Annotated in this window: 13 protein-coding genes; 7 read left to right on the forward strand and 6 right to left on the reverse strand. The window is 41.4% G+C overall.

The features are described 5' to 3' along the window. Positions 1-157: 157 nt before the first annotated feature. Together ICL16_RS02500 and ICL16_RS02505 are read right to left on the reverse strand one after the other, a co-directional pair. Positions 158-1,576: a coiled-coil domain-containing protein gene (locus tag ICL16_RS02500; RefSeq protein ID WP_190825320.1), complete on the reverse strand. Its 1,419-nt coding sequence runs from the start codon at positions 1,574-1,576 to the stop codon at positions 158-160. Between the two features lie 17 nt (positions 1,577-1,593). Continuing rightward, complete coding sequence (locus ICL16_RS02505; RefSeq protein WP_190825321.1) at positions 1,594-3,867, reverse strand: DEAD/DEAH box helicase family protein; 2,274 nt, start codon at positions 3,865-3,867, stop codon at positions 1,594-1,596. A gap of 115 nt (positions 3,868-3,982) precedes the next feature. Between ICL16_RS02505 and ICL16_RS02510 the strand changes: the two genes are divergently transcribed. Further along, positions 3,983-4,849, forward strand: coding sequence for a DUF4058 family protein (locus ICL16_RS02510; protein ID WP_337906892.1), 867 nt, complete (start codon positions 3,983-3,985; stop codon positions 4,847-4,849). Between the two features lie 20 nt (positions 4,850-4,869). On the opposite strand, the gene ICL16_RS02515 is transcribed toward ICL16_RS02510, so the two are convergent. Then, positions 4,870-5,835 (reverse strand): NAD(P)-dependent oxidoreductase, encoded by a 966-nt coding sequence (locus ICL16_RS02515; RefSeq protein WP_202895385.1) that lies wholly within the window; start codon positions 5,833-5,835, stop codon positions 4,870-4,872. A 271-nt stretch (positions 5,836-6,106) separates the two neighbouring features. Between ICL16_RS02515 and ICL16_RS02520 the strand changes: the two genes are divergently transcribed. Continuing rightward, positions 6,107-6,745, forward strand: a complete 639-nt coding sequence (locus tag ICL16_RS02520; RefSeq protein ID WP_190825322.1) for a fasciclin domain-containing protein — start codon at positions 6,107-6,109, stop codon at positions 6,743-6,745. A gap of 100 nt (positions 6,746-6,845) precedes the next feature. Here the strand turns inward: ICL16_RS02520 and ICL16_RS02525 are convergent, their stop codons facing one another. Next, the gene (locus ICL16_RS02525; protein ID WP_190825323.1) at positions 6,846-9,131 is read right to left on the reverse strand and encodes a glycosyltransferase family 2 protein; all 2,286 of its coding nucleotides are present in this window, start codon (positions 9,129-9,131) and stop codon (positions 6,846-6,848) included. Between the two features lie 359 nt (positions 9,132-9,490). Between ICL16_RS02525 and ICL16_RS02530 the strand changes: the two genes are divergently transcribed. The 5 genes from ICL16_RS02530 (at position 9,491) to ICL16_RS02550 (ending at position 13,431) form a co-directional block, all read left to right on the forward strand. After that, on the forward strand, positions 9,491-10,228 hold the full coding sequence (locus ICL16_RS02530; protein ID WP_190825324.1) for an RNA methyltransferase: 738 nt from the start codon (positions 9,491-9,493) through the stop codon (positions 10,226-10,228). A gap of 172 nt (positions 10,229-10,400) precedes the next feature. Next, on the forward strand, positions 10,401-11,963 hold the full coding sequence (locus ICL16_RS02535; RefSeq protein ID WP_190825325.1) for a serine hydrolase: 1,563 nt from the start codon (positions 10,401-10,403) through the stop codon (positions 11,961-11,963). A gap of 265 nt (positions 11,964-12,228) precedes the next feature. Then, on the forward strand, positions 12,229-12,489 hold the full coding sequence (locus ICL16_RS02540) for a hypothetical protein (protein ID WP_190825326.1): 261 nt from the start codon (positions 12,229-12,231) through the stop codon (positions 12,487-12,489). 45 nt (positions 12,490-12,534) lie between these two features. Continuing rightward, complete coding sequence (locus ICL16_RS02545; protein ID WP_190825327.1) at positions 12,535-12,777, forward strand: hypothetical protein; 243 nt, start codon at positions 12,535-12,537, stop codon at positions 12,775-12,777. Between the two features lie 159 nt (positions 12,778-12,936). Continuing rightward, positions 12,937-13,431 (forward strand): hypothetical protein, encoded by a 495-nt coding sequence (locus ICL16_RS02550; RefSeq protein ID WP_190825328.1) that lies wholly within the window; start codon positions 12,937-12,939, stop codon positions 13,429-13,431. A gap of 151 nt (positions 13,432-13,582) precedes the next feature. On the opposite strand, the gene ICL16_RS02555 is transcribed toward ICL16_RS02550, so the two are convergent. Both ICL16_RS02555 and ICL16_RS02560 read right to left on the reverse strand, forming a co-directional pair. After that, the gene (locus ICL16_RS02555) at positions 13,583-14,026 is read right to left on the reverse strand and encodes a hypothetical protein (RefSeq protein WP_190825329.1); all 444 of its coding nucleotides are present in this window, start codon (positions 14,024-14,026) and stop codon (positions 13,583-13,585) included. Between the two features lie 103 nt (positions 14,027-14,129). Then, positions 14,130-18,599 (reverse strand): two-partner secretion domain-containing protein, encoded by a 4,470-nt coding sequence (locus ICL16_RS02560; RefSeq protein WP_190825330.1) that lies wholly within the window; start codon positions 18,597-18,599, stop codon positions 14,130-14,132. Positions 18,600-18,705 lie beyond the last annotated feature (106 nt).

The following is an 18,705-nucleotide window of genomic DNA, read 5'->3' on the forward strand; positions in this document are numbered from 1 at the left end:
TGAATTCTCAAGCGTGGCATAGTTGATGGTCTTCTTTTATCTTCCATCAAATGATACTATCTTTAGCAACTTCGTATAACATTAAATGTGCTTTTCTTGACTATTCGAGTGTTTTTGCCAAAACTGGATGTTCCCGATCGAGCAGAAACTCGCTCCTTTAGTGTACTACTGCTAAGGTAAGGGCTAAAACAGCAGTGCTAAATGCAATTCCAAACAACAAATTACGCATATTTTGCTGAGTTTTTCCCTGAGTTTGTAGTTTTTGAAGCTCTCTTTGTAGGCGCTTAATTTCCCCACGTAGTTCAATTACCAAGGCATTCTTTGTATTTTCTACCTCAGTGCTGAAAGTTTCTACTTCTACTCTCAGTGTTTGAACTGCTTCCCTATCTAATCTAACTTGTAGAGCTTGATCGGAAACTTCTGAACGCATCGTCTCCAGCCCAGACACTGTTTCCTGCACTGCTGAATGTACTTGCAACATATCTTGCAGTTTACTCAGTGATACCCCAATGCCTGACTGCAACTGCTGATTAACGCGCTGGATTTCACCTAATACCTGGTGTCCCTCCTGAAGTTCTTGTCGCAGCCTTTCTAAACCTGCTTGTCCCCCCAATTCTGTTAAAGTTGCTGCAACCATTGTGCGAAGCTGGGTCAAAACTTGCTCTTCCTGCAATTGCACCCGCCTTTGGACTTCTTCAACTTGTGATATTGCTTGTGTCACCAGCGCCGACTGCATTGTAGATATTAATTCTTGGATTTCATTAAATCGGCGATGCGTGATAGTAGCATGCCTTTGCAATGCATTTAGCTGTTGTTCAGCTTCATTCTTTAGCTGCTGGTTTGCTTGCAAAGTTTCGCTCAAGCTATTACGAACTGCTTGGTATTCTTGCCGCAGTTGTTCCAAGCCTTGCGTTCCACCTATTTCGTTGACAATTGATACCAGTTCCTGATGTAACTGTTGTGTCACTGATTGAACTTGTAAAATTTGATTAGCTCTGTCATCTGTTTGTTGAGCTAACTGAGAAACTGTGCTTTTGTCATTTGCAATTTGAGATGCTAATTCGCTTGCTCGTGCTAAACGTTGCTGTAATTCCTGCCCAAATGCAGGTAACCTACTATCTATTTGTTGAAATCGCGTTTGCGCTACAGTTATTTGAGTACGAGCTGTCTCAATTTCTTGCCGCACTTTTTCTATAGTTTCTCGATTGGCTATATCAGCTACTGTTGTTACTACTTCATTGCGATTTTCTTGAATTTCAGAACGCCAATTTTGAACTGACTGTGCAGTGTTTCTAACTTGCTCAGCAACTTGCAAAATTTCCGATTTTCTTCTTTCAACGAATTCGTAAACTTCCTCTCGGATTGTCTGCGCTTGCTCTAAAACTTGGTTAGCCGATTGGGAAACTTGATCCTGTGAAAGACTAATTTCCGATTGTGTTCTTTCAACTAATTGAGAGACTTGCGCCTGGATTGTCTTTGCTTGCTGTAAAACTTGGTTAGCAGAATTTCTCTCTTCTTGAATTATGTGCAAAAGGTCTTCGAGTTGTCGTGCTATTTGCTCATCTGTGTATGTCACTCTGTGATCTCCCTGTTTTATATAAGATTGGCAAGACGATCTGTAAAAGCTTGGCAAAGTAATGTCACTAAAGGTTTAGATTGATTAGACGGATGGCTTACTTCTGACCAAAAAGGTAGGTTTTGATTGGCATTGTCTTGTCTAAGTTGTGTTTTGACTCGGGCTGCTTCATAAGGAAAACCTTTTGCTTCTAAATCCCTGGCAATACTGTTGAGTAAACGTTCATACTCCTTAAAATTACTATTTTGTAACTTAGAAGCTTCTGCAACTGCTTGCCAAGAATGCTGCATTGCTCTTAATAGCAAACAGCGTAGGGAAATGCTTTGAGTGTTTTTCAATTCATCATTTAGATGCTGTTGAGAATGTTTACTAAGGTGAGCGATCGCCTCTTGCTCCCACAAGTCTTGCTCAACTCCTGCCAATTCCAGAGCTAAGTAAGTATCCCAGTACAAATATCCAGTTTCACAGCGTTGTAGCAACCGCTGTTGAACATCACCAGTCATTTGATTGAGTTCAACATCACTGGCTAGTTCAGTAATCCAACTTATAGCTGTATGTTTGTCAATGCGATCGCACTTCTTAAAGTAATTGTGTCCATTGAGGCGATTTAATTCTTCTTTTGTTACCACCACCAGCAACCGAGAACGGGCGCGAGTCAGCAGAGTATACCACTGAAAACTCTCCTCTAATGATGGTTCACCAGTTCCGTCAAATAAACGAAAAGCAACACAAGCTTCAAATTCTCGCCCTTTAGCTTGTTCCGCGTTTAAAATTACCAGATTGTTGTAAGAAGTATCCAACTTAGGCGAGACTACCTTGACAGCGTTAGCTAAGTGGTGAAGTAGATAACGTCTATCTTCTTCACGTTCATATTCTTGAGCTAGTTGCTGCAAAAATTTGAGAGCGTCATGATTAGAAGCGCATTCCAACAAACGCACTGATTCTCCTACTTCAAAGGCATCTTCTTCAGAAGCAGGTGGTGGTAAGTGTTTACCACCAACATTTTTACTGATATTTTGTGCTAAATTCCAAAATTGGTTAGCAAATTCCAATATATGACGTGAGTTTCTGTAATTCCGCCCTAACCTTATTGGTTGTTTCAGGTGTAATTGTCCCCAGTCAAAATCTGTTGGCTGGATTCGCTGATTTAAGTCTCCCAACAATAATAAATATGTTGGATGTTGTTGTTTTCTCCATGCTTGACACACTGCAATTAGCGCTTGCATCTCACACAGCATGAAATCTTGAGCTTCATCAACAATGATCAGCGTACAGCCGTTATTCAAAGGTGGATGAGGCGGGTTTTGCTTCAACTCATCAGCAGCATTCACACGACATTTTCGACCAGATAATGCATTTAACCAACGATTTATATCAATATGATTCAATCTCTGAATCCGCTTAATATTCACTTGAAAAATTGCATTTTTAGTTTGGTTAATATTTGCTTTATCTAGTACGAAAGATTGATAAAGTAAAACATCTTTGGAAGTAATTTCATCTGGGTGAGGACGGTTTGGTCGATGAGTGCGCCTAGTTGCTTCCCGCAAAGCATATAATTCTTCATCTGGCGAAGCAAGGCAATTTTGGAATTCGGGATTGATCCTACTTAGCCACTCTCGAAACGTAACTAACCAAAAGTTTTCCTGCTGGAGTGCCTGTTTGACATCAGAGTATTCTGCTATATCTCCACGCAATGCTTCTGGCACGATCAGCATTGTATTAAACTCATATTGTCTGTGAATTTCACAGGCAAATAGAGTAGCACATACCGTTTTACCTGTTCCTGGGGAGCTTTGGACTATCCAAGCTCTATCCGGATTAAATCTGTTTGATAAGGTTGAACGTAATTCTTCAAGTACTCCTCTTTGGTAAGGAGTCAGTATAGGAGAGTAGCGATAAGTACCATATACAAATTTGTACCAATGGTCGTCTTGTTCGTGATTCCAGTGGTAGGCTGGATGTTCAGCAAGTTCTATTCCTTGAGGGTTGATAAGTTCTGTTACTGTGATTGGAAGATCGCGATCGCGCTCATCAAATGCATCGTCATAGACATCGCCGCGCAAACCAGCTTTAATTACCACAATGTCCCCACTAGACTCTCGTTGCCAAATAACGCGCAAGTCGCCCAGTCGGGTTCTTAGCAGGTTATCATATCCCTTTAGAGATTTTGTGTCTCTCTCATCTTGCTGACTTAAACGACGCAAGATTTTGTATACTGATTCGAGATGGGGAAGTGGCAGTTTCTGTATTTCACGGAAGGCTGCCCTGATGATTTTAACCTGTAGCATAAACTACTGACTACACCGTGATATTCTCATAGTCTTATTGTTCCCATGTTCGGGATAGCTGTTTTCATTTGGGTTGAAAACATTTTCCGTCCAAGAATGTGATATACTGTGAATAGTGGTAAGAAATGATTTTTACAAATCCCCATCAAATACTGAAACGTCAGAGTTTAAAGGATGCCTTCGCCGTTTCCACCGGATGAATCCCTACCTCGAACAACCAGCTTTTTGGTCATCATTCCATACTCGGCTTTTGGTAGCGATCGCTGATACCCTTGCACCTAAATTGCTACCAAATTATTACATAGAAGTCGAAACCCGTATCTACCAAGATCAAGATGAAGACGAGGTATTAGTAGGTCTTCCTGATGCTACAGTATTGATGGCGTTATCTAAACCAGCAAGAGTTGAACTTCAAAAAGACACAGGTACTCTAATACAGAAGCGTCCGCAATCAATCACGTTACCTATGCCCATCACCGTGAAAGAGCGGTATTTGGAAGTTAGAGAAATGGGCAGTGATGCTGTGATTACCGTAATTGAAGTATTATCACCTAAAAATAAGCAAAAAGGTAAGGGTAGAACAACTTACGAAAAGAAACGGGGGCTAATTTTAGGTAGTATGACGCATCTGATTGAAATTGACTTACTGCGTGGTAACTTACCAATGACCATGAAAGGTTCGGTACAATCAACAGACTACCGTATTGTCGTTAGTAGAAGTACACAACGTCCGAAAGCAGATTTATATGGCTTCAATTTGCCCGAACCAATTCCTAGTTTTCCCTTGCCACTCAAGTCAGAAGGTGAAGAATTGACTGTTGATTTGCAGATGATTGTCGATGGCGTATGTGAACGGGCTGCTTATAACCAACGCATTGATTATAAACAGCAGGTTCCACCTCCGGCTTTGTCTCCAGCTAATCAACAGTGGGTTGATGAATTATTAGCACCAATTCGAGGTAGTAATGGAGCGTCCAAATAGTGAAAAAGGGAGTAAAGTACCTATGTTAAAGGACTGATACCCGCATTCTCAGCACTTACTCGCCCCAAACCCGCCCAATCAATCTCGCCGTGTCCACGGGCGACACCAGAAAGGAACTGATCGCGAATTAGGCTGGCAAGCGGCATTGGTACAGCAGCCTTTTCAGCAGCTTCTAAAACTAGCCGTACATCCTTCAAACCTAGATTTAACTTAAAACTAGCTGGTTCGTAACGCTCTTCAACAATAATACTGCCGTATTTTTCATAAAGAGGCGACTTGAACAAAGCTGTGTTGACAATTTCCAAGAATTGCTGAGGTTCAACGCCCGACTTTTGCATGAGTGCGAAAGCTTCACTTAAAGCTTCTAGCATCGAGACAATCATAAAATTGCCAGTCAGCTTAACCAAGTTGGCAGTCCACGGTTCTTCCCCGACGGTAAGCACTCCTTGTCCCATTGCATCAAATAAAGGACGACAACGCTCGATTAGTTCAGACTCTCCACCCGCGACAATCCATAGCTTCGCAGCAGCAGCCGCGTCAGGACGACCAAAGACAGGTGCTGCTAGATAAGCTTGTCCTGCTGCTTGGTGTGCTTTAGCCAGTTTTTGAGAAAGTGCTACGCTAATCGTACTCATCGAGACGTGAATTGCCCCTTGCTTGAGAGTCTCAAGGGTACTGTATCCCTCTTCACTCAGAATTGTTGCCTCTACTGCTGCATCGTTAGCAAGCATGGTGATTAGTACTTCAGCATTGTGCGCTGCTGACGAGGCTGAGTCCGCCACCTTTGCTCCTGCTTGTTCAAGCTGATCTGCAGCACTGCGTGTACGATTGTAAACTGTTAGTTCGTGTCCCGCTTTAAGCAGATTACCTGCCATTGCTTGACCCATGTTACCTAGCCCAATAAATCCGACTTTCATCTGCATTCCCCCTCCAAAGTCATTTACATTGGGTTTTTGTGCCGACACAGCTTTATAATCAGCTTGCATCTTTATGTAGATTTTTGCAAGGGTTTCAAGTACTACTTAAGTAGGAGCGATTTCCGCAACAATTTGTGATAATCTTATAAATACTTAACACAGGGTTGGTTCGGCAACGTTGAGCTGCACCAGTTGCATTTTATTCAAGGCTGCTAATACCAAGGTGCATTTAAATTGGTTCGTTCAAATTTAGAAAAGCACCTCAATTTCTTGTTTAATACCACAATTTTAACTGGTGAGAAAACCCTGTGAAGTTGAAACGTTAAATTACAAACACTTCATGAAACCAAATCAACTGATTTTACGCAAAGTTCTGTTTGGAATAATTAGTGTCGGCAGTGTTGTTGCCTTATCAGCATGTAATAACCAACCAACTGCACAAAATACAACACCACAACAAGCTGAAGAATCGCCTGTCGCTTCCACTCCATCTGCAACTGAAGTTCAATCCACAACTACAGCCCCAGCCACACCATCCACAACCACAACTCAATCACAAAACTTAGCTCAGTTGGCACAGGCAGCAAACAGTGCTGGTTCTTATACAACTTTATTCAAGGCTGTACAAGCTGCTGGTTTGACGGATCAATTAACCAAAAAAGGACCTTACACAGTATTTGCACCTAATGATGCTGCTTTTGCTGCTCTACCAAAAGGAACTTTAGAAGATCTTCTTAAGCCACAAAATAAGAACAAATTAGCGAAGGTTTTGGCTTACCACGTTGTACCTGGTAAATTAACTTCAAGTCAACTTAAATCTGGTAAGGTGAAAACTGTTGAGGGTCAATCTGTCACTGTAAAAGTTACTGGTGGCTCTCAAGTTGGGGTAAATAATGCGAATGTGCTTCAAGCAGATATTCCCGCAACCAATGGCGTAGTTCATACTATTGACAAGGTACTTCTGCCTCCTGGTAAATAATTAGCACACTGCTGAATTGTTGTGTAAATGATTTTTTAGCCTCACACAAAGACGCGAAAGTCTTTTTTGCGCCAAGGCGTCTTTGCGTGAGATTTTTTTACTATACTTGAGAAACAGCGATGGCTCTGGCGATCACACTACTATTTAGATTACGCTCAAACAAAACTCGTGGTTTGAGCAATATTCTTAACAACAGCCATAGAGATTGTAACTCACTTGGTGCATTTTGACGTATCCACTGTCCGGGACGGCAAAATAACATCTCCACTAAACGTCTTTGTTGCGGAAGTGCTATCTGCTCAAACATGATTTGCATAGTGGGAAATTCTCCTTTGAAACCAGTTTGAGTAATTTGTCCTGACAAAACAAGTCCTTCTTCTAAAATTAAGAGCGTGATGGGTGTATCTGCTGTGGAGATATTTCCCATCGCTTGAGTCAGAGCAACTTCAGCACCGACTTGTGAAATACTTGTAGTTACTCCCCATAGTGTTTTTCCGGCAACATCTAGTTTGACTAACCGCCGCAGATTAAACCATTCATATACATCTGGTTTAGGGACATCTACTAAGATTAATAGGGAGATGCCAATCGTCAGCAAGTTGTAAGCACCCCAAATCCAACCCAAGTTAATACCTTTAATTTGTTGAGCAATTTCTGGTGTCATGGTTGAACCCATCGCTCCCATCATCATACTCATGCCCAAGTTGCGCCAAAAGCTTACGGCTGTGACAATAAACACTATTATGAGCGGTATGGCTAATGAAGTGTTGAAATAAAAGCGATCGCTTCTTGTTCCCTTTGGCGTCACCTTAAATCCTTGAGAAAAGGGATTTAACATTACTTGAATCACCGTCAGTGCCAAAGGCAAAGTCAGTACTAAAGTGTAGATGTCTGATAACAATGCTGAGCGAGAACGTTGGTTTAACCAAGAAAAAACTGTTAATTGTACCACATAGTAAGGCAAAAAGAAATATATTAATTCTAAAGGAGTGGCTCGGATCGGATTGACGCTGAGAAATGAATATGCGAGTGGCATCAGTAAAAATCCGCCACGAGAAATACTGGAACACCAGTGAAGTAATCCTTCTAAATGAGCTAATCTTTGTATAAGTCGTAGTCCTGGAATAGTGAGGGGATTAGATTTAATAAAAAATGCTTGTAAAGTTCCTCTTCCCCAACGCAGTCTTTGTATAGCATGTGCTGTGATATTGTCGGCAGCTAAACCAGCGCTCAACTTTTCATCTAGATAAACTAGGCGATAACCTAAAGCAGAAATCCGAATGCCTGTGAAATAATCTTCACTAATAGAATCAGTGACAAAACCACCAACAGCGTCAAGAGCGCTACGTCTAACTACAAATGAAGTTCCAGAACAAATGACGCTACCAGCAGCATCGCGAAGTGGTTGAATTTGGCGGTAAAAAACTTCTTCTTCTGGGGTAAGTACGTTTTCTAAACCTAAATTACGGGCGATAGGATCAATATTGTAGAAGCTTTGTGGAGTTTGAACAAGAGCTATTTGTTCATCTTGAAAAAATCCAACTGTACGGTGTAAAAAGTTTTTAGTTGGCACAAAGTCGGCATCAAAGATAACAATTAATTCGCCATTCGTTTTAGGGAGTGCATTATTTAAGTTGCCTGCTTTGGCATAACGATTATCGGCTCTGGTTATATATTCACAACCTAAATCAGAAGCTAATTGTTTCATTTCTAGACGGCGAGTGTCATCGAGTAAGTAAATTTTTTTATTATTGTATTCGAGCGCCTGACAACCGATAATTGTGCGTTCTAAGATAAAAACAGGTTCATCATAAGTAGGAATTAAAATATCAACAGATGGTTGATAAGTGCCGTCTAAAACTGGTAATGATAAAATGTCAGCTTCCCTACGCCTATTCTTCACTCTTAGTAGTAAAAATAGCTGGAGAGTAGTATTAATAAGGAGCAACATTTCCAAAGCAAATAATCCTAAGCTGAAGACTCCATTAAGAGGATCTGCTACATTTAAAGTAGAAAGCGATCGCCATAATATATAACGAATAGTTAAACCTAATAATATACATACAACCAACACTCGTGACCAAGTTCTTGGTTGAGGAGAAACTTTCATCACAAACAGTGCAATTAAAAATAGTACTACCGTAGGTGCAAGTAAATATTCTCCCATTACCATTGGCACTTTTAACCACATAGGGGGGTTTTCTTGCATTAACTGTATTTGCGCAAAAATCTGATTAATTGCGCCAACACCTGCGAACCATGCAACCACAACTACACCAGATATAACCACAAAACTAAGCAGTAATAAAGTAGCGAGTCGGATACGTTGAATGCCTTTGAGTTCAGAACTACTCAAAGTGTGATTACTAAAATTTGAAGATGTCATATTGGTAATTTTTCACCCATTTATCTTTTAATATAATGATTAAACAAAGTTTTACCTGAAGATAAGATGAGAATTACCTGAGAATCAACTATTGTTTTTAAACTTGATTTCAGGGCTATTTCATTCTATACACAATCGCCATGTACTCAAGTACATAGCTAATAGCTCAAGTCCGTTAAAACGGACTAAAAAGCAACTGTTTAGTTGGTTAAAACAGACTAGAGCTTATTTGAATTCGTACTCCATTGCAATAGATTATAGGAGGAGGTGCGTTACACTTCGTTAACGTACCCTACTTTGCTTTGCGTACCTTTACCAAGAAAAGATAAAATCGAGGTACATCTTGGTGGAGGTAAATATTGGCATTGGACTGGATTAGAATTATACTAGTAGAACCAGCAGGTCCAATTAATGTGGGAAGCTCAGCACGGGTGATGAAGAATTTTGGGTTACATCATTTAGTGTTGGTGAATCCCCAATGCGATCCGCTTAGTGTGGAAGCTATGCACATGGCTGTTCATGCTAAAGATGTTTTAGAATCTGCCGTAATAGTAGCTACTTTACCAGAAGCTTTACAAGGATGTACACGGGCGATCGCCACAACTGCGCGTGTACGTGATGGGCAAATGCCGCTACAAAATCCCCGCACAGCACTACCTTGGTTACTAGAAGCACCAAAACAACCAGCAGCATTAATTTTTGGTAGAGAAGATCGGGGATTAAGTAATGAAGAATTAAACTATGCTCAACGTTTTGTGCGCATCCCTACTAGCCCCACCTATTCAGCGCTGAATTTAGCTACTGCTGTAGCAATCTGCTGTTCTGAATTAGCTCAAGCTCAAGAGGTAGAATTAGGAAGCAATGGAGAGAACGAAGTTGCATCTTTGGACGTTGTGGAGGAATATTACCAGCAATTAGAATCGCTACTACTCAAGATTGGCTATATATACCCACACACAGCAGCTAGCCGGATGGAGAAATTTCGGCAATTGTATAATCGCGCTCAGTTACAACCAACAGAAGTAGCTATGTTACGAGGTATTTTACGACAGGTAGAATGGGCGTTGAAAAATCTTAACACAACAGACAACTCGTAAATAATTGTTCAGGATGTATCCAACCACCCTCTCAAATGTACTAATCATGGCATAAACTAAACTCACGACCTCAATTACCGCACATTCATAAGTCCAATCTGCATTTTTATTAGATAAAACCTAAACTAGAGTTACTAGATAAATTTTACACTTTATTCCCATTTTTATTTTTATGCAAAAGAGAACCGCTACATCAGCTTTCTCGCGGCGTCAACCACAAGGAGGACACCAAGATCAACGTGTCCCCATCCAAAATATAAGACAGGATAAAGTAAAAGTTACAAAATCGCAGTCGGCTAGTAAAGTGCGCCCAATAGCATCCATCGGGCGAAAGGGGGTAATGCCTTCAGTTCAGCCAACCGCTACAATCAAGGGAAAAATTCCGCCCTTCAATCCAAATGCTGTCAGGGTGGAAAAAATTCCTCCCTTTAACCCCCACGCTATGAAGCCAAAAACGAAAGTACGGGTGCGAAAGCAAACAGCACAAAAAAGCAATTCATCTCGAAGGGCGCGATTAAAACCGATGGCAAGAACCATTTTATATGCCATGCGGTTGTTAATTGTTGGAGTTGGGATCGGCGCAATTGTTGGAACTGTGTTATCTATATTAGATCCTGCTACTCGCATCACCACAGCAGTGTCACAATCTCATCCTCAGGTTGAGCAAACACAATCCGCAACGCCGTCAAATACCCCAACAGCTTCTGGCTTATTCCTATCTCAAGAGAATACTGCTTTGAAAACTGCTGTACAAACTCTAGCAGCTGGTTACCCAAATCTTCAACCAGGGGTTTTTTTGGTAGATTTGGAGAATGGCGCTTATGTGGATGTTAATGCTTCGACAGTATTCCCGGCTGCAAGTACAATTAAAATTCCCATGTTGATCGCTTTTTTCCAAGATGTAGATGCAGGTAAAATCCGTTTGGATGAAACACTGACTTTGCAAAAAGAAATGGTTGCAGGCGGTTCGGGAGAAATGCAGTACAAACCTGTGGGAACTCAGTTTACAGCACTGGAAGTCGCAACGAAGATGATGACTGTGAGCGACAATACAGCAACAAATATGTTAATTTCTCGCTTGGGTGGCATTGAGTTGCTCAATCAACGTTTTCAGAGTTGGGGGTTGACAAACACAGCTATTCGCAATCTACTTCCTGATTTGCAAGGTACAAATAGTACTAGCCCTAAAGAGTTGGGAAATTTGATGGCAATGGTGAGCAAAGGTAATTTGGTGAGTATGCCCTCACGCGATCGCATACTGGATATTATGCGTCGTACCATTAGAAACCATCTGCTCCCTACTGGTTTGGGAACTGGTGCAACTATTGCTCATAAAACCGGGGATATCGGTACAATGTTGGCAGATGCAGGTTTAGTTGATATGCCCAGCGGCAAACGCTACATAGTCGCCGTCATGGTACAACGTCCTAAGAACGATCCTAGTGCCGAAAAATTAATTAAGTCAATTTCTCAAGCTGCTTACCAACAGTTCACTCAAGGTGTTGTCGTACCCCCTAATACTACAGTTCCTGTACCTCCAACTAGCTACCAGTCGCCAGTAATTACTCCTCCCTTCCCCAATGGAGTACCAGGAACTATGCCCCCTGTCGGATACCAGCCACAGCCACCAACTATAGCTCCTGGGTATGGCAACCCTCCCGGAAGCGTTATGCCTCCAACTGGTTATCAAGCACCAATGATGAATCCACAGTATTATTATCCTTATCAAAGATAAATATTTTATTGAAACTTCTACCCCACCCTCACCCTCCCCTTGGCAAGGGGAGGGAACTAGATTTTTAGTAAATATTCTTGAAGTGCATAAGTAGATTTTGCTTCTATCTATAAAGGATTAGAAAGAGGGCAAGCCAAGCTTACCTTGAACTCAAGAAAACTTAGTGCATAAGTAAATTTTTCTTGCATCTATAAAGGATCAGGGAAATTCCCAACTAAGTTTCACACTCAATTCAAATCATTTATTAATCACAGGAGATCTACTCATGACCTATCCAAATTGTAATTCTACCCCTTGCGAGTTCACTATTCCCATCAAATTGAACGTACCCATCGACATCTATCCACAAGTAAATGTGCATCCCGCCCCTCCTCAGCAAGAGAAATTACCTGTTTACTTACAGCCAGATTTATTCTTAACTCCACAAGTGTTGGCACTGCCACAAAAGTGCGAGTGTCTCCCCGAAAATGGAAATGCATACAACAGACAGCAGTTGCCTACTCAACCAATCCAACCCTCTGCATAACTAATCTCATCAACTCAAATCATTCAATTACCAGGAGATCTACTCATGACCTATCCAAATTGTAATTCTACCCCTTGCGAGTTCACTATTCCCATTAAATTGAACGTACCCATCGACATCTATCCACAAGTAAATGTGTATCCAGCACCAGCTCAGCAAGAGAAATTACCTGTTTATTTACAACCCGATCTTTTCTTAACACCACAAGTGTTGGCTCTACCACAGAAGTGTGAATGTCTCCCTGAAAATGGTTACAACAAACAGCAGCCAACTACCCAACTACAGTAATTTGTCGCAATATAGTTTCGGAGTTTAACTGTTGATTTAAGGCAAATGTTTGTTATAGAAGGCTTTTTAACTGCCTTTTCAAGGTAGTAGCCTTCTTAACTACATTTCCATTGTTTGTTTTTTGTCTTTGTTTAAACACTTTAATCTTTCTCAAAGCTTATGTCTGCTGTAAACTTACATAACCCCCATTCAGAAGGACGCAAAGTTCATATCTCTTTAATGTTAAAAATGCCTATTGACATAGAGTTAGAACTATCAGTAATGCCATCGACAATTCACAGCAAAGTAGAAGGTAATTCTGAATCTGCGGTAGTAATTAGTAATCAGGGTCAGCCTGAGTTAGAACATGTCCAACTTTTATCCAATCAAATACTAAATCAGCTAGTACAAGCTTGCCAAGTTATTGACACTCCGCTGCACCAAAAGCAAAACGATTTAGAAAATAATCAACAAGATTCCACAGTCACAGAACTTAAGAGTAAAGATACTTTGTTAGCGCAAGAACAAGCTATCCAAGAATTTACACCACCAAAAGGTATTCAACAACTTACATCACCAATCAAGGAAAAACCTAAAGGACGCTTATTAGACTTACTAAAAGATAGTTTTACCCTATCCGTTAACTCTGTAGGCACAATCTTGTTTCTTGGTTAAGTTAACTACAGTTGGGAGTATTAACAACGTCCTTTGTGAATTTACCTTTAATCAAAAGATATTTGTTGGCACATATAGTTTGGATTGAAAACTATATGTGTTATGTCGGAAAACTTGAGCGCGATTCTAGTAGTTTTGGTAGTAAAAGTGCTTATCGTGGGGGAACGATAGGTACCCTAACCGGGGAGGAGTCGCGGTAATCTCGATAGTTCCTGTCACGGTAATCGCGATCGCGGTAGTTTCTATTACCAGAGTCACACCTATTGCTGATGTTTTGAAGTCTTCTTTGATTGCGCTCAAGCCTCTGCTGAGCGCGGCGATACTCTCGATCATTGTCAGCTTCCGCGAGGTTGCGACGATTTTCCTGAATATCTCGGTATACCTCACGATACCTACGCCTACATTCTTGACTATACTCTCGTTCTCTTTCGTACCTCTGTGATATTAGTAATGAGTTGCTAGTCGTACTATTAGATCTAATCTGTGCAGAAATGTGTCCTTGATCAGATGATATTGCCACAGCAGGTGCAATTTCTAGGGAGATAAAAGGCATTGCTGTAATCGGGATTGCCAAGCATAAAATCTTGCGCAGCATATTTTTTACCCAGACTTCATACAATAATTAGACGCTAAGAATAGCTGATAGTTTCTATGTCTCAGGTATGAAAATTGTCTAGATTAATCTTAAAAAACTCAGCTTAGCGCTGAATAGGGCAAGAAGCATTTACCCAGATTTGATCATTGGCAGTTGGTGCGATCGCTATTAAGGTAATCTCACCATTAGTATCCACCACCCATCCTTGGGCTTCCACAATTAAGGGTGGGGGAGTAATTTTCTCCTCTGCTCCCCTACGCCCCTGCTCCCCTACTATTCTTTCTCCTGGTAGTTTAATCCAATCTGCCAGCACTGTATCCACAATCAACGGTTCGCTAGGGCTGGATGCAATTCCTCCCCGCCCAGTGGCAATAAAGGAACTACTTTTTCCACTACCAGGGGTACAGGCAGTGGAAATTTGTTGTGAGGCATCAACTACATTTGAGGGTAGTGGCACTAATCCTCGATTGGGTTCAACATCAGGAGTTGTGATATTAATTTCGCCACCGAGGAAAGGGTTAACCTGAGAAATTGCGGTGATGTCACTAGTACGCAATTGACTGGGGTTAAGTTGAGTAAAATCAGCCGTTCCTAAACGTTGAGAAAGTTCTTCCCGACTCAGGGATGTTAGCCCAAAGATTTTAATCGCATTGATATTAACACTCCCTCCACTGCCACTAAAGGCATTAGCGGTGATATCGCTATTTTCCTCTGGTACGGCGACAATAAAACCACTGTTTGTATTGATGATGATATCGCCACCATTGCCACCTGTTTGCGCAGTACCTGCACTTGTGGAGATTTTACTATTACGACGTAGCAGTAATAAGTCTCGCGGTTTTAGAGTAATACTACCACCATCTGTGGATCTTGCTTCTCCTTGAATTGCACTTTGGTTATCTAGCAAAATAGAATTAGCTTGTACTTCAATATCGCCTGCTCTACCTAATTGTGTGCTATTGGTATTAGTGGTAGTTGAAGAGACAGAAATACTGGAGCGATCGCTTATTCTTAAAGCTCCGTCAATTTCCAAATTTATGTTGCCGCCTGCACCGCTACCTTGAGTTTCACTGCCGATTTGACTATTATTTACGAGTTGCGCTTCTTTTGCAGTGAATCTAATTTCTCCACCCTTGCCACTATTAAAGGTGGTGGTGCGAATACGACTATTGTTGAGCGAAGCAGTGTTAACCCTAATATCAATTTCTCCCGCGTTGCCTGTACTCTGCTGACTCTCGCTACCAATTCCTCCATTTTCCATTACCAAGGAGTTAGCAGTGAGAAACAATTTACCAGCATTGCCTTGCGCTTCGGTATTAACGCCTATTCCTCCTCCATTCCGCAACACTACAGCGTCAGCATTGAGAATAATTGTTCCAGCATCGCCTGTACCTCTAGTGACACTACCTAATCCACTTTGTTGCCCAGGAAGATCATTTTCAAATACAACTGACTTAGCAGTAACTTGAATTTTTCCCGCATTACCTGTAGAGTTTTCCAGCGTACTTGTGCTGATGCTACTGCTTTTGTTCACAAGGGAATTGGCATTGATGGTAATTTCTCCTGATGCCCCTGTGCCACCAGTTTCACTACTGACTAAGACATTGTTATTCAAGAAAATAGTATCTGCTGTGAGGTTGATACGTCCACCATTGCCTGTGTTGTTGATAGACGTGACACCTCTTGTTTGTCTCACTGCTCCAGTATCGCTAATCACTGCACTATCTTCCATGATTAATGAGTCAGCAATGATCGCGATCGCTCCTGCATTCCCTGCTCCAAGAGTATTATTATTAATGTCTGTGCCGTTACTTAATAACAAAGTTCCTGCTTTGAGATTAATTTGTCCTGCGTCTCCCCGCACAGTAGTGCTGGCATTAATCCCGCTCCTATTTAGTACGGCTGTGCCAACATTAATTGTGATGTCTCCCGCATTACCAATTCCTGAACTGTTACTACCAATGCCCGCTTTTTCAATCATCTCTAGGGAGTTAGCAGTTAAGTTGAGTTGACCTGCTTTTCCTTCAGCTTCAGTAGTCAGGTTGATTCCCCCTTGCCTCATTACCATAGTAGCAGCATTAATACTGATTGTACCAGCATTTCCATTGCCACGAGTTCTGCTTGCCAAACTACCATTTTGTGCTAATTCAACTGAGTTAGCTTTAATGGTTACATCTCCTGCATTACCAATATTATTGGCTTCACTGCTAATCGTACCTTCTTTGACGGAAAGTGAATTGACATCAATATTAATGTTTCCTGAATTACCCTTACCATTAGTTACGTTATTAATTACACCTTGTTGAACGGTAAGAGAACCGCCTTTGATCTCAATTGTTCCCCCATTACCATTACCAGTGCTGTTGCTATTAATACCTCCTACTTGGAGGTTGAGAGAGTTAGTATTGATCGATATTAATCCTGCATTGCCATCTCCAGTCGTGTTACTGTTAATACCAGCACTTGTAATTGATACAGAGGGTGCAGTAATAGTGATGGGGTTTGCCGTGTCAGCAAGTGCATTGTTACTGTTAATTGCCAGTCTTTCGATTAAAATAGAACCCGCAGCTATTGCTGTAAATCCTCCTCCCCTAGTTTCAAATGCACCACTACTAAGGTTCAAATTCCCCGGAACAGAACCCACTGCTTGTAACACTACGTCGAGGCGATTGTGATTCGATGTGAACCCAAAATTTTTCAATGTAACATCATTGCCTGCGATCGCAATTGAATTTACCGTACTTTGAGCATTATTGCTAGTAATTCCCAAGTTTTCTAATGCAACTCCTCCTGTAGCTTGGATTGTGAATCTTCCTCCCCTGCTTTCAACTCCACCACCATTGAAACTCACATTCCCGCCATTAGAAGTAAGTAACACGTCTAAGGGGCTGCTGCTTGATGCGATGCCAACGTTTTTTAAAGTAATATCTTTGCTTGTAATTGCGATGGGAACTGCTCTACTTACCGAAGCGTTATTGCTACTAATTCCTAAGCCTTCTAATGCAATCAAACCTGCCGCCTTTGCGGTGAATGCTCCTCCTCCAGTCTCAATAGCACCAAAGCTAATACTCACATTCCCACTACCAGAACTGTCGTTATCTGCAAGCAAATCTATATTAAGTGGACCATTATTTGATTTAATTTCAAAACTTTGTATGCTAATATCGTTAGCCGCTTGCAAAGTTAAGGTTGCGGGGTTTGCTGTAGTCTTAGTAATGCCAAATTCTTTTGCAGTGATGTTTCCAGATTGACTTCCCGAAGCCCCTGTCGTAATAGTAACGTTTGTGCCGTTATCTAGTTGTCTTTGAATATCTGGAATAAATACAACTGCATCGTCACCATTGGGAGTAAAAATGTCGGGATTGCTATCACTAAATGAACCGTTAGATGTATTTGAATAGGCAAGAGTGACATTGCGCGGATCTAGTAGCCAAGTGCCACTCCTACCATTAGTAGCACTGGCATCAGCGCGAATACCTGCAACATCAAGAAAATTGCTACTTGATGTTTCTATTAAACCACCGTTACCAGCTAAAATTCCACCTCTAGCACTCAAGCTACCATAAGCACGGGTTGATTCGGTTCCCCAAACGATGATTTGTCCCCCATTGCCTTTAGTTAGAGCATCTGCTTTGATAGTTGAAAGCGGACTAATGTAAGTGGCACTTGCTTGAGGAATTCCTCTACCCTGGTAGTCACCTCCTATTAGCACGACTCCGCCACCTGCATCGCCAGATACATCAAGATACGAGTCTAGCAAACCAATGCGCGAGCCTAAAATTTGTATTTTGCCTCCAACTTCTCCCGCACTCAAGTTGGAAGCATCAACAATACCAGCGATCATGGCAGTACCACCAAGCCCATTGCTGCTATGATCAGTTGCAACAAACACTCCTGCTTGTCCAAAAGTTGCTTGTGCATTACCAGAGAAAGCTGCTACTGTAACTTGCCCCCCAGTTGCAGATAGTTGCCCGTTGTTAGTGACGTTGCTACCAAGCAGAGTTAAATTTTGCCCTTGTTTAACAACTAAATTGCCAGCATTGGCAAGAGCTCCTGACTGATTGCCGTTAAGTTGTAAGCCAGTGGGTACACTAATTGTGAGTAGAGGGGAAGATGGGCTTGGATTGGTGGAAAAAAAGCTACCATCAGCAAACTTAAGACTGTTGGCTGTAGTTGCAAAGAAAGAACCACCAATATTTAGCGATGCATTCGGACCAAAAATAATTCCGTTGGGATTGAGCAAAAACAGACTAGCATTACCCGACGCGCCAATTAACCCATCAATATTGGAGATAGAACCGCCTGTTACCCGACTAATAATGTTCTGAATATCTTGGGCATTGTTGAAGTAAGCTGCGCCACCTGTAGGAACAGAAAACTGTTGAAAGCTGTGGAACAAATTGCTTCCTGCTTGAGTTCCTCCTTCAATAATGCTCGTGTTCCCAGAAGGAGTAACAATAGAATTATTGGGTAAACTGGCATCAGGAGTAATTTGAGCTTGAGCGCAGTTTGCACATCCAAGGCTTGCACACAAGCTGGCAATTGAGAGCCAACTCCAACAGCTAGTACTCATACGAGGATGTACTCCCTTTTTGCCCTAGTGAAATGTTAGTAATTTAGCACCACTTATTCATAAACCATATTTAGTTTTAAATATTTTTAGGGTGCAAAGCGTTTTT

The organism is Iningainema tapete BLCC-T55 (genome assembly GCF_014698965.1).
Lineage (GTDB): Bacteria > Cyanobacteriota > Cyanobacteriia > Cyanobacteriales > Nostocaceae > Iningainema > Iningainema tapete.

Bases quoted from the DNA above. Each gene is read 5' to 3' on its own strand.
- ICL16_RS02505 (WP_190825321.1), bottom strand. From the start codon at position 3,867: ATGCTACAGGTTAAAATCATCAGGGCAGCCTTCCGTGAAATACAGAAA.
- ICL16_RS02515 (WP_202895385.1), bottom strand. From the start codon at position 5,835: ATGCAAGCTGATTATAAAGCTGTGTCGGCACAAAAACCCAATGTAAAT.
- ICL16_RS02520 (WP_190825322.1), top strand. From the start codon at position 6,107: ATGAAACCAAATCAACTGATTTTACGCAAAGTTCTGTTTGGAATAATT.
- ICL16_RS02525 (WP_190825323.1), bottom strand. From the start codon at position 9,131: ATGACATCTTCAAATTTTAGTAATCACACTTTGAGTAGTTCTGAACTC.
- ICL16_RS02535 (WP_190825325.1), top strand. From the start codon at position 10,401: ATGCAAAAGAGAACCGCTACATCAGCTTTCTCGCGGCGTCAACCACAA.
- ICL16_RS02540 (WP_190825326.1), top strand. From the start codon at position 12,229: ATGACCTATCCAAATTGTAATTCTACCCCTTGCGAGTTCACTATTCCC.
- ICL16_RS02545 (WP_190825327.1), top strand. From the start codon at position 12,535: ATGACCTATCCAAATTGTAATTCTACCCCTTGCGAGTTCACTATTCCC.
- ICL16_RS02550 (WP_190825328.1), top strand. From the start codon at position 12,937: ATGTCTGCTGTAAACTTACATAACCCCCATTCAGAAGGACGCAAAGTT.
- ICL16_RS02555 (WP_190825329.1), bottom strand. From the start codon at position 14,026: ATGCTGCGCAAGATTTTATGCTTGGCAATCCCGATTACAGCAATGCCT.
- ICL16_RS02560 (WP_190825330.1), bottom strand. From the start codon at position 18,599: ATGAGTACTAGCTGTTGGAGTTGGCTCTCAATTGCCAGCTTGTGTGCA.